At 71.7% G+C, this 11,024-nt stretch carries 10 protein-coding genes; 5 read left to right on the plus strand and 5 right to left on the minus strand.

The window, feature by feature from the left end; translation table 11 throughout:
- Positions 1-60 precede the first annotated feature (60 nt).
- The 3 genes from ACFMRZ_RS15515 to ACFMRZ_RS15525 all read left to right on the plus strand — a co-directional run bounded on the left by ACFMRZ_RS15515 (position 61) and on the right by ACFMRZ_RS15525 (position 3,569).
- Complete coding sequence (locus ACFMRZ_RS15515) at positions 61-1,257, plus strand: tobH protein (RefSeq protein ID WP_400179711.1); 1,197 nt, start codon at positions 61-63, stop codon at positions 1,255-1,257.
- Positions 1,257-2,516 carry a mannose-6-phosphate isomerase, class I gene (gene manA / locus ACFMRZ_RS15520; protein WP_400179712.1) on the plus strand — a complete coding sequence of 420 codons (1,260 nt, stop codon included), beginning with the start codon at positions 1,257-1,259 and terminating at the stop codon, positions 2,514-2,516. The genes ACFMRZ_RS15515 and manA overlap by 1 nt, the downstream gene beginning before the upstream one ends.
- Positions 2,517-2,648: 132 nt before the next feature.
- Complete coding sequence (locus ACFMRZ_RS15525) at positions 2,649-3,569, plus strand: cation diffusion facilitator family transporter (protein ID WP_400179714.1); 921 nt, start codon at positions 2,649-2,651, stop codon at positions 3,567-3,569.
- Between the two features lie 13 nt (positions 3,570-3,582).
- Here the strand turns inward: ACFMRZ_RS15525 and ACFMRZ_RS15530 are convergent, their stop codons facing one another.
- The 5 genes from ACFMRZ_RS15530 to rfbD are packed head-to-tail and all read right to left on the minus strand — an operon-like array spanning position 3,583 to position 8,627.
- A complete protein-coding gene (locus tag ACFMRZ_RS15530) occupies positions 3,583-5,055 on the minus strand; it encodes a phytoene desaturase family protein (RefSeq protein WP_400179715.1) in 1,473 nt (490 codons plus the stop codon).
- 21 nt (positions 5,056-5,076) lie between these two features.
- A complete protein-coding gene (locus tag ACFMRZ_RS15535; protein WP_400179716.1) occupies positions 5,077-5,655 on the minus strand; it encodes a TetR/AcrR family transcriptional regulator in 579 nt (192 codons plus the stop codon).
- A gap of 57 nt (positions 5,656-5,712) precedes the next feature.
- The gene (locus ACFMRZ_RS15540; RefSeq protein ID WP_280277143.1) at positions 5,713-6,783 is read right to left on the minus strand and encodes an NDP-sugar synthase; all 1,071 of its coding nucleotides are present in this window, start codon (positions 6,781-6,783) and stop codon (positions 5,713-5,715) included.
- A 57-nt stretch (positions 6,784-6,840) separates the two neighbouring features.
- Positions 6,841-7,740, minus strand: coding sequence for a glycosyltransferase family 2 protein (locus ACFMRZ_RS15545; protein WP_280369643.1), 900 nt, complete (start codon positions 7,738-7,740; stop codon positions 6,841-6,843).
- 11 nt (positions 7,741-7,751) lie between these two features.
- On the minus strand, positions 7,752-8,627 hold the full coding sequence (gene rfbD, locus ACFMRZ_RS15550) for a dTDP-4-dehydrorhamnose reductase (protein ID WP_400182873.1): 876 nt from the start codon (positions 8,625-8,627) through the stop codon (positions 7,752-7,754).
- A 257-nt stretch (positions 8,628-8,884) separates the two neighbouring features.
- Here rfbD and ACFMRZ_RS15555 point away from each other — a divergent pair, with 257 nt between their 5' ends.
- Positions 8,885-10,303, plus strand: coding sequence for an LCP family protein (locus tag ACFMRZ_RS15555; RefSeq protein ID WP_400182874.1), 1,419 nt, complete (start codon positions 8,885-8,887; stop codon positions 10,301-10,303).
- Positions 10,291-11,007, plus strand: a complete 717-nt coding sequence (locus tag ACFMRZ_RS15560) for a TIGR03089 family protein (protein ID WP_400179717.1) — start codon at positions 10,291-10,293, stop codon at positions 11,005-11,007. The genes ACFMRZ_RS15555 and ACFMRZ_RS15560 overlap by 13 nt, the downstream gene beginning before the upstream one ends.
- Positions 11,008-11,024: the final 17 nt, after the last annotated feature.

Genomic DNA, 11,024 nt, shown 5'->3' on the forward strand with positions numbered 1-11,024 from the left:
AGCTTCACCCGGGCGCTCACCCGGCCTGGTGACCCGATTGAGGGGAGGTGGCAACGCCCGATGATCGCTGGGACACCGGTACTCGATCTCGATGACGTCGCCTCGCTGGAGGCCGCCGACTCCGGAGGAACATTGCGTTCGGCGGCGTCGGCCGGCGCTCAGGTGCGCGCCACCGCGGCGGCCGTCGACGAAAACGCGCTTGCCCGGCTGAGCGGTATGAGTCCCCGCAGCCTGGTGCTGGTCTCCGGCGCCGGACGGGCCGACCGCGCCGCCATGCTGCTGGTCGCCGCGCTGGGCGACCGGGCCGGGCTGCCGATCGTGCCCGCCACCGCCATCCCGCAGTGGGTGGGCCCGCTGGACGCGGTCCTGGTGGCCGGGGACGACGCGGGCGACCCGCGGCTGATCGAGGCCGTGGACCGCGCGCTGCGCCGCGGCGCCGAAGTGATCGTGGCCGCGCCCGACGAGGGCCCGATGCGCGCCGCGGCCGCCGGTCGGGCCGCGCTGCTGCCGCCCCGGGTGCGCGTGCTCGACCACAACCGGCTGCTGCGCTACCTGGCCGTCGGCGCGGCGGTGCTGCGGGCGGTCGACCCCCTGCGGATCGGGCCGTTGACGCCGGACCTGAACCAGCTCGCCGACGCGCTCGACGCCGAGGCGCTGCGCGACGGCCCCCAGAACGAGGTCTTCCACAATCCCGCCAAGGCTCTCGCCGCCCGCATGGTCGAGCGCCGCATCGTGCTCGCCGGTGACTCCCCCGCCGCGACCCAGGTGGCCGCGCACGCCGCCGAGGTGCTGCTGCCGGCGACGGGCCGGATCGCCGCCGCCACCGACCTGGCCGACGCCGTGGCCGCCAACGCCCGCATGGTCGAATCCGCCGGTACGGCGGCGCCTGGCTTCGATCCGCTGTTCCACGACGAGCAACTCGACGGCCCCGCGCCGGTGGAGCGGGTGCGCGTGTTCGTGGTGAGTTCCGAGGTCGATCAGGTGGCGGCGCGACGGCGGCTGGCGGTGTTCGGCGCGAGTTCCGGGCTCGTCGACGCCGATCTCGTGAACGCCGATTCGGAGCCGCCGAGCACCGAGGCGGGCGCGCGGCGCGAGGCCGACCCGGCGGAGCGTCCGCCCGGCGTCGGCGGCGGCAGCCAATTGGAAAGGCTTGCGGTGCTGGTACTTCGGCTGGAGATGGCGGCCGCGTATCTGCGCCTGCTCGGTTCCCCGCCCGCCGACGACCGTCCCACGCGGTACGACGGGGGACACTACTAGTGCACGAACTCGTCGGTGCGTTGCGTTCCTACGCCTGGGGTTCTCGCACCGCACTCGCTCAGCTGTGCGGCCGACCGGTCCCCTCCGCCCATCCCGAGGCCGAACTCTGGTTCGGCGCCCACCCCGCCGATCCCGCCCAGCTGTCGGTCGACGGCCGCAGCAGATCGCTGCTGGAGGTCGTGAGCGCCGACCCGCGCCACGAATTGGGCGCGGTGGCACCGGCATTCGACGGACGGCTGCCCTTCCTGCTGAAGATCCTCGCCGCCGAGGAACCGCTGTCGCTGCAGGCCCACCCCAGCGCCGATCAGGCCCGCGTCGGTTTCGAGCGAGAGAACCGGACCCGGGTGCCGCTGGATTCGCCGATGCGCAACTACCGCGATGACAGCCACAAGCCCGAGCTGGTGGTGGCGCTGGAACGATTCGAGGCGCTGGCCGGTTTCCGCGATCCGCGCCGCACCGTCGCGCTGTTGCGCGCGCTGGCGGTCCCGGAGCTTGTCAACTACGCCGAACTGCTGGCCGCGCAACCGGATTCGGCCGGACTGCGGACGCTGTTCACCACCTGGATCACGCTGCCGCAGGCGTTGCTCGAGCGCCTGCTGCCGCAGGTTCTCGACGGCTGCGTGCGCTATCTGTCGGACAAGAACTCCACCGACAACGGCGAGACGAGCCCGGGCAAGGAGTTCGTGGCCGAGGCCCGCACCACGCTCGAGCTGGCGGAGGCCTATCCCGGCGATGCCGGGGTGCTGGCGGCGCTGCTGCTGAACCGCATCACGCTGGAACCCGGCCAGGGATTGTTCATGGCGGCCGGGAACCTGCACGCGTACCTGCGCGGGGTCGGGGTCGAGATCATGGCCAGCTCCGACAACGTGCTGCGCGGCGGGCTCACGCCCAAACACGTCGACGTCCCGGAACTGCTGCGGGTGCTCGACTTCGAGCCGCTGGAACTGCCGATCGTGGAACCCGAGCCCACCGGCGATCCGCTCGGCGAGTCCGCCTCGTTCCGGTATCGCACGCCCGCACCCGAATTCGCGCTGCGCCGCTTCGAATTGGCGGCCGACGCCGAGCCGGCGCCGGTGCCGCGCACCGGACCCGGCATCATGTTGTGCACGGCCGGGACGGTGCGGTTGCTGCAGGGCACGGACGAGCTGCGGATCACGCCCGGCGGCGCCGCGTGGATCTCGGCGGCCGACACGGATATCCGTGCGCAGGCGATCGACGGTGCGGCACAGCTGTTCTGCGCCTGTGTCGGCGGCGAGTGAACGTCCCTGTCCGCAGGGTCGGCACGCCGGGACCGGGCGGGTAAGTTATTCCGACGAATCGGACACGCAGGTGTCCGGCCGAGAACCGCCCGGCGCGGGCGTGACGCAACGACGAAAGGACCGAGCTGCACCATGTCTGCCGGTGGTGGTAAAAAGGCGATCCTCGCGGCGCTCACCGCGAACCTCGGGATCGCGATCGCGAAATTCATCGGTGCGGCGATCACCGGATCGGGCTCGATGCTGGCCGAGGGCGTGCACTCGGTGGCCGACACCGGCAACCAGGGACTGCTGCTGCTCGGGCAGAAGCGCGCCGAGCAGCAGGCGGACGCGCTGCACCCGTTCGGATACGGGCGCAACCGCTACTTCTACTCGTTCGTCGTGGCGCTGGTGCTGTTCTCGCTCGGGTCGATGTTCTCGATCTACGAGGGCATCCACAAGGTGCAGCATCCGGAGGAGCTGACGTCGCCGCTCGTCGCGGTCACCATCCTGGTCATCGCGATCGGACTCGAGACCTACAGCTTCGTCACCGCCATGCGCGAATCGGCGCCGCTGCGCGCCGGGGCGAGCTGGTGGCGGTTCATCCGCAATTCGCGCAACCCGGAGCTGCCGGTGGTGCTGCTCGAGGACACCGGCGCGCTGGTCGGCCTGGCCTTCGCCCTGGTGGCGGTGCTGCTGACGATGGTCACCGGCGAACCGATCTGGGACGGCATCGGCACCCTGGGGATCGGCGTGCTGCTCGGTGTCATCGCGATCGTGCTGATCGTGGAGATGAAGAGTCTACTGATCGGTGAGGGCGCGACCCCGGACCAGGACCGCAAGATTCGCGAGAACCTGGTCGACGGCGCCCGCATCGACCGCGTCATCCACCTGCGCACCGAATACCTGGGTCCCGACGAGATGCTGGTGGCCGCAAAGGTTTCCATCGTGCCGGGTCTCGAGATCACCGATATCGCCCAGGCGATCGATGACGCGGAGGCCCGGGTGCGCGCGGCCGTACCCCTTGCCCGGGTCATGTACATCGAACCGGACCTGTACCGCACCCAGCCCGTCTGAGCGGTTCGAGGGCTCAGTGGGCGCGCGGCGATTCGTCGCGCAGTAGCGCGAGCGGGTCGGTGGTGATGCCGAACCGGTCACGCAGGGCGTGGCCGACGGCGTGCAGGCCGCACATGCCGTGCACGCCGGGGCCGGGCGGAGTCGCGGAGGAACAGAAGTAGACGCCCGGCAGCGGGGTGCCGTACGGATTCCAGCGCGGCGTGGGACGCAGCACGGTCTGGCGCAGATCCATCGCGCCCGCGGCGATGTCCCCGCCGACGTAGTTGGCGTTGTAGGCGGGCATGGCCGCGGCGGTGCGCACGTGCCGGTCCAGGATCAGGTCGCGGAAACCCGGTGCGAAGCGCTCGATCTGGGCGATGATCTCGGCGCTCACGTCGCGCGTGGAGCCGTTGGGGACATGCGCGTACGCGTAGAGCGTGTGGCCGCCCGCCGGGGCGCGCGAGTCGTCCACCACGCCGGGCTGGATCGCCAGCACGAACGGGCGCTCGGCGTATTCGCCCGCGGCGACGGCCTTTTCGACCGCGACCGATTCCGCGCGGGTGCCGACCAGGTGCAGGGTGCCCGCCCGGTCGCAGCCCTCGGCCTGCCACGGCACCGGGCCCGACAGCGCGAAGTCGACCTTGCAGGCGGCGCCGCCGTAGCGGAATTTCCGCAGCCGCCGCGCGTATCGGGGCGGCAGCCGGTCGGCGGCCAGGCGCAGGAGTTCGGTGGGGGCGGTGTCGAGCAGAACCGCTCGCGCACCGTCGAATTCGGCGAGCGAGTCGACCTTATGCCCGGTGACGATGCGCCCGCCGTGCCGCTCGACATCCGCCGCCAGCGCGTCGACGATGGCCTGGCTGCCGCCGCGCGGGACCGGCCAGCCGCTTCCGGCGTGCGCCAGGCTCGCGAGCAGCAAGGCCACACCCGTGGCCGAGAACGCCCGCGGCGGGATGATGGCGTGCGCGCTCACGCCGGTGAACATGGCCGGGGCGGCGTCCTCGTGGAAACGCAGATTCCACAGCGGCGTCGCCTGTTCCAGCAGTCGCCGCGCGAACCGGACGCCGGTGACCACCTCCAGCGGCGGGTGCCGCAGGTCGGACATGGCCAGCTCGACGAGGCTGTCCCAGTGCCGCACCAGCGGGCCGAACAGCCGCCGCCACGCCGCGCCGTCGCGGCCCAGGCCGGCGACCGTGCGGTCCAGATCGCGCCACGCCACGCCCGCGACGCCGCCGTCCAGCGGGTGCGCGAAGGACGCCTCGGGAGTCAGCAGTTCCACCCCGTGCGCGGCGAGGTCGAAGGCGCGCAGGAACGGCGAGGCCCAGGCGAGGGGATGCGCGCCCGCGCAGACGTCGTGCCGGTACCCGGGCAGGGTGAGTTCGGCCGTCCGGGAGCCGCCGCCGACCGTATCGGCGGCCTCGTGGACCTCCACCTCGAGCCCGGCCCGAGCCAGAATCACCGCAGCAGCAAGCCCGTTGGGCCCCGATCCGACCACGACCGCATCCGCCATGATCACCACTGTAGGCGGAGGCTACGACGCGCCCCGGGTCCAGTGCCGCACGAGAATGGCCAGGCGCTGATCACGAAAGCCGGGCCGCAGCCGGCCGTCCCGTTCCAGGGTCGCCAGGCCGTGCAGGGCGCTCCAGGCCACCTCGGTGAAGGTCTCCACGTCGTCGTCGCCGGCGAAGGGGCCGAAGACTGCGGCGAGTTCGCCGAAGGCGTCGCGCAGCGCCTGCGGCGCGTCCGCGCCGAACTTCAGGTCCACGTCGAGCCCGAACATCGCGAGGTACAGCGCGGGCCGTTGCCGCGCGAAGTCCAGGTAGCCCCGGGCCAGCGCGGTGAGCGCCTGCTCCGGCGACTCGGCGGCCTCGCGCCATCGAGCGAACTCGATCGCCAGTTCCGCGATGCCCTGTTCGGCGACCGCGGCCACGATCGCGTCCTTGCCCGCGAAATGGCTGTAGAGCACCGGCTGGCTGTATTCGATCGCATCGGCCAGCCGCCGCACGGTCACCGCTTCCCAGCCCTGCGTCTCGGCTATCTCGCGGGCGGTGTCGATGATCAGGCGGTGCCGCTCGGCGCGTTGGCGCTCTTTTCGTGTCTGCGTGCCCATCGACAAAATTCTAGCACCGCTAGACAAGATAGCCACGCATGGATCCGGCTCGAGTCCTCAGACGTCGGTGGAGAACCGGATACCGCCGTCGGGAAGCTCCACGCCCGGCCAGATGCGGGCGCCGCGCAGCAGCTCGCAGCGGGCGCCGACGCTGGCGCCGTCACCGATCACCGCGTCGCGGACCAGCGCCCGCGGACCGATCCGGGCGCCGAACCCGATGATCGAGCGTTCCACGGTGGCACCGGCTTCCACGCGGGCGCCGTCGAACAGCACCGCACCGTCCAGCCGGGCGCCCGCGCCGACCTCGGCGCCCCGGCCGACCACCGTGCCGCCGATCAGCAACGCGCCCGGCGCGACTCCGGCGCCGCTGTGCACCAGCGACTCTCCGCGCTGGCCCGGCAGCGCGGGCGAGGGCGCGATGCCCCGCACCAGATCCGCCGAGCCGCGCACGAAGTCCTCCGGGGTGCCCATGTCGCGCCAGTACGAGACGTCCACGTGCCCCTGGACGTGCGCGCCCTCGGCCAGCAGCGACGGGAACACCTCGCGCTCCACCGACACCGGGCGCCCGGACGGGATCTTCTCGATGTACTCGCGCCGGAACACGTAGCAACCGGCATTGATCTGGTCGGTCGGCGGATCCTGGGTCTTCTCCAGGAAGGCCGTCACGCGGCCGTTCTCGTCGGTGGGCACGCAGCCGAACGCGCGGGGATCGCTGACCCGCACCAGATGCAGCGTCACATCGGCGCCGGTGGAGACGTGCGTATCGAGCACCGCGCCGAGATCCGCGCCGCCGAGCACGTCGCCGTTGAAGACCAGCACGTTGTCGGCGCGCAGCTTGGGCAGCACGTTGCGGATGCCGCCGCCGGTGCCCAGCGGCTCGGTCTCGGTGACGTATTCGAGGTCCAGGCCCAGCTCCGCCCCGTCACCGAAGTGCTCCTCGAACACCTCGGCCTGGAACGAGGTGCCCAGCACGACGTGGGTGATCCCCGCGTCGGCGATGCGGGCGAGCAGGTGGTGCAGGAACGGCAGGCCGGCCACCGGCAGCATCGGCTTGGGCGCCGACAGCGTCAACGGGCGCAGCCGCGTCCCCTGGCCGCCGACCAGGATCACGGCATCGGTGTCCGGCATATGTTTCCCCTGTTCAGGTTCGGTCCACGCGAGACGTGGTTCGACGATCGTCGCGCTCTACTGCTGCGCCGCGCGATCGCGCTCGCGCAGCGCAGATCGAACCGCAAGCTTGCAGCGGATCGCAAGTCCGGCGCGCAGCGCCAGCCGCAGCGGCGCCTGCCACCAGTGCGGATGCCGGTCGGCCTGGAAGCGGTACGCGGAGGCGTGATGGGCGGGCAGCATGGCCTCCGGATTGCGCCCGGCCGCATGCCCCTTGGCGTGCGTGACCTCCGCCGACGGCACATACACATTGTGCCAGCCGGCCCGTCCCATGCGGTCGCCGAAGTCCACGTCCTCCATGTACATGAAGTAGCGGGAGTCGAAGCCGTCGATGGCGTCGAAAGCGGCGCGGCGCACCAGCAGGCACGAACCCGACAGCCAGCCGACGGTGCGCTCGGAGATCTCCTCGTTCTCCTGGCGGTAGCGGCGGGTCCAGGGGTTGCCGGGCCAGATCGTGCCGAGCACCGCGTGCCCGGCGCCGTCCAGCAGGGTCGGCACCGAGCGCGCCGACGGGTAGAGGCTGCCGTCGGGCTCGCGCACCAGCGGGCCCAGCGCCCCGGCGCGCGGCCAGCGCTCGGCGGCGGCGAGCAGCTTGTCGATGGAGTCGGTGCTCCAGCGGATGTCCGGGTTGGCGATGACGATGAACTCGATCGCCGGATCGAGTTCGGCGACAGCACGATTGATGGCGCCGCCGTAGCCGATGTTGCCCCCGGTGCGCAGCAGGCGAACGTGCTCGTTCGCCTCGGCCGCCAATTCCGGGGTGCCGTCGGTCGAGCCGTTGTCGGCGAGGACGACCTGCGGTTTCTCGCTGGTGGCGGTGGCGAGCGTGCTGATGAAGTGCTCGAGGTGCTCACCGGGCGAGTAGGTCACCGTGACAACGGCCACGTCCGGCCGTACGACTGAATCCGAGGCGTTCACGACGATGCAGCCTAGTCGCCGACGCGATCCAGCGCGTCCCCCAGTGCGTCTCGCCAGTTCCGCAGTGGTGTGAGGCCCGCTTCGCGCCACGCTCGATCCGACAGCACCGAATATGCCGGGCGCCGTACGGGACTGGGGAATTCGGCGCTGGTGCACGGCCGCACACGGTCCGGATCGGCGCCGACACCCGCGAAAACCGCGCGGGCGACCTCATACCAGGTCGCGCGGCCCGCGTTGGTGGCGTGCAGGATCGGCGGCAGCGCGGCCCCCGAAGACAGCCGACCGATCAGTTCCAGTAGGGCGGCGGCCAGATCCGGCGCGAAGGTCGGCGAACCGACCTGGTCGTCGACGACCGAGACGGTGTCCCGCTCGCGTTCCAACCGGCGCATGGTGGCCACGAAATCACCCTGGTCACCGGTGTACACCCAGGCGGTGCGCACGATGTGCGCCGCCGGCGCCAGCCGCAGCACCTCGTGTTCTCCGGCCAGCTTGGAACGCCCGTACGCGCTGGTCGGTCCGGTCGGGTCGGCGGGCTCGTAGGGCCGGTCCGCCGTGCCGTCGAAGACGTAGTCGGTCGAGACGTGCACCAGGTCGGCCCCGGCCGACCGGCACGCCGCCGCCAGCACGGCCGGTCCGGTGGCGTTGCCCGCGAACGCGGCCTCGGGTTCGGACTCGGCGGCGTCCACGGCGGTATACGCGGCGCAGTTGAGCAGCACGTCGCCCGGCCGCAGCACCGCGCGCACCGCGGCGGCGTCGGTGATGTCCAGATCGTGGCGGCCAAGCGCCAGAGCAGCGGGTTCCCGGGCGAGCACGGCACGGCCCAACTGGCCGTGCGCACCGGTGACGACCAGTCGCGGGCGGTCGCCGTCGGGATCAGAGGGGGGCACATCGGTCACGCGGGCCAGTCTGGCACGCCGCGCTATCAGCGGTTGCCCCCTCGACGCCGAACCGTTGGTTAGCCTCATCCCAGGGCGGACGTGCGGGACGAGGCCGTCGGGCCGGGGGTTTGGGGGAATCGTCGAAAGGAATACAGGTGTCGCGAAGCAGAAGTGAATCGGAGCTGTCGCGGCCGCGCAGCGCCGGTTTGCCACCGCTCCGCGGCACCCGGCGGCCGGCCGGGCCACCCCCGAATCGCTCCGGGCGGATGCTGGCCGCGGCGGCCGCCGTGCTCGTGTTCGTCGTCACCGCCTTCGGCTGGCACAGCGTCGACAGCCTGATCTCTGGAATCCAGCGAATCGGCAATCTCGGTCTGGGCGGCGCTCGCGACGGTGCCACCGACATCCTGATGGTCGGCATCGACAGTCGCACCGACGCCCGCGGCAACCCGCTGTCCGCCGACGAACGGGCCATGCTGCACGCCGGGGACGAGGTCGGCACCAACACCGACACCATCGTGCTGGTCCGGGTGCCCAATGACGGCCGCTCCACCACCGCGGTGTCCATCCCCCGCGACTCCTATGTCGACATCCCAGGCATCGGCATGGGCAAGATCAATTCGGCGTACGGCACCAGCAAGGAGGCGGCGCGCGAAAAACTGCTCGCCCAGGGCAAATCCGACGCCGAGGCCGAGAAGCAGTCCACCCAGGCCGGGCGGCAGACGCTGATCAAGTCGGTCGCCAACCTCACCGGCATCTCCGTCGACCACTACGCCGAGGTCAGCCTGCTCGGGTTCGTGCTGCTCACCGACGCGGTCGGCGGCGTGGACGTCTGCCTGAACAACGCGGTCGACGAGCCGCTGTCCGGGGCCGAGTTCCCCGCCGGCGAGCAGCGCCTCCGGGGACCGCAGGCGCTGAGTTTCGTGCGTCAGCGGCACGATCTGCCGCGCGGGGATCTGGACCGGATCGTGCGTCAGCAGGTGTTCATGGCCGGGCTGGTACAGCAGACGCTGAGCGCGAAAATGCTCGCCAATCCCGGCAAGTTGCAACAGCTCACCGATGCGGTCGGACGGACCATCGTGCTCGACGAGGACTGGAACGTGGTGCAGTTCCTGCAACAGCTGAAGGATCTGTCCGGCGGGCAGGTGCGGTTCGAGACGATTCCGGTCAAGGATCTCAACGGCAGCACGGCCGACGGCGAATCGGTGGTGAAGGTGGACACCTCGGCGGTGAAGTCGTACGTCGCCGGGATGGTCGGCGACAAGCCGCAGGACAAGGAGTCCGGCGCGGCCGCACCGGCGACGGTCACCGCGGACGTGTACAACGCCAGCGGCACTCCCGGACTGGCGGGCCAGGTGGCGCAGGTGTTGGTGGGCAAGGGTTTCCGCACCGGCACGGTCGACAACTGGATCGGCGGGCGCGTACCGGCCAGCCGCGTGCTGGCCGCCGACACCTCCGACGCGAAGGCGAAGGCGGTCGCCCAGGCACTGGGCGGGCTGCCGGTGGTGGCCGAACCGGGACTGCCCGAGGGGGCGGTGCGCGTGGTGCTCGCCGGTGACTACTCTGGTCCGGGTTCGGCGGCGGGCAGCCTGTTCGACCTGTCCGGGTCCTCCTCGGAGACGGCGACCCCGGTGCCGCCCGCGCCACCCATCACCGCAGGCCAGAACGGACCGAAATGCGTGAACTGAACCAGACCGTCACCGAGGCGCTGCTCGACCCCATCCTCGCCCGCGACCCCGCCGGTCCCCGGATCACCTATTACGACGATGCCACCGGCGCCCGCATCGAGCTGTCCGCGCTGACGCTGGCGAACTGGGCGGCCAAGACCGCCAACCTGATTCGCGACGAGTTCGGCATCACGCCCGGCGGCCGGGTGGCGGTGCTGCTGCCCGCGCACTGGCAGACCGCCGCGGTGCTGCTGGGCTGCTGGTGGGCCGGCGCCGAGGTGGTGCTGCGGCCGGACGACGACGCGGAACTGGCGCTGGTGACGGCCGGTCGCCTGGCCGAGGTCGAGAACGTGCCGGAGGTGGCGGCGCTGTCGCTCGACGCGCTGGGCGCCCCGGTGCGCGAGCTGCCGGTCGGCGTCACCGACTTCGCGACCTCGGTGCGCGTCCACGGCGACCAGTTCCTGCCCGGCGGCGTGGGCGTCGCGCTGGCCGGCATGCCGGTCGCCGAGGTTCTCGCCGACGCCCGGAAATCCGCTGCGGGACAGGGTTTTTCGGCCGAGGACCGGGTGCTGTCGGAGTCCACCTGGGACACTCCGGCCGAACTCGTCGACGGCCTGCTCGCCGTCTACGCCGCGGGCGCGTCGCTGGTCCAGGTCGTCAATCCCGACCCGGCCAAGCGCGCCGACCGCGTCCGGTCCGAACGGGTCACGACCACCCGCGCCTGAGGCGCGGTCCTACCGCG

This window comes from Nocardia sp. N2S4-5 (assembly GCF_044628355.1).
GTDB lineage: Bacteria > Actinomycetota > Actinomycetes > Mycobacteriales > Mycobacteriaceae > Nocardia > Nocardia wallacei_B.

What these genes read in the sequence shown, in the direction of transcription:
- ACFMRZ_RS15555 (WP_400182874.1), top strand. Translation starts at nt 8,885, where the DNA reads ATGCTGGCCGCGGCGGCCGCCGTGCTCGTGTTCGTCGTCACCGCCTTC.
- ACFMRZ_RS15540 (WP_280277143.1), bottom strand. Translation starts at nt 6,783, where the DNA reads ATGCCGGACACCGATGCCGTGATCCTGGTCGGCGGCCAGGGGACGCGG.
- ACFMRZ_RS15560 (WP_400179717.1), top strand. Translation starts at nt 10,291, where the DNA reads ATGCGTGAACTGAACCAGACCGTCACCGAGGCGCTGCTCGACCCCATC.
- ACFMRZ_RS15515 (WP_400179711.1), top strand. Translation starts at nt 61, where the DNA reads ATGATCGCTGGGACACCGGTACTCGATCTCGATGACGTCGCCTCGCTG.
- ACFMRZ_RS15525 (WP_400179714.1), top strand. Translation starts at nt 2,649, where the DNA reads ATGTCTGCCGGTGGTGGTAAAAAGGCGATCCTCGCGGCGCTCACCGCG.
- ACFMRZ_RS15535 (WP_400179716.1), bottom strand. Translation starts at nt 5,655, where the DNA reads ATGGGCACGCAGACACGAAAAGAGCGCCAACGCGCCGAGCGGCACCGC.
- ACFMRZ_RS15530 (WP_400179715.1), bottom strand. Translation starts at nt 5,055, where the DNA reads ATGGCGGATGCGGTCGTGGTCGGATCGGGGCCCAACGGGCTTGCTGCT.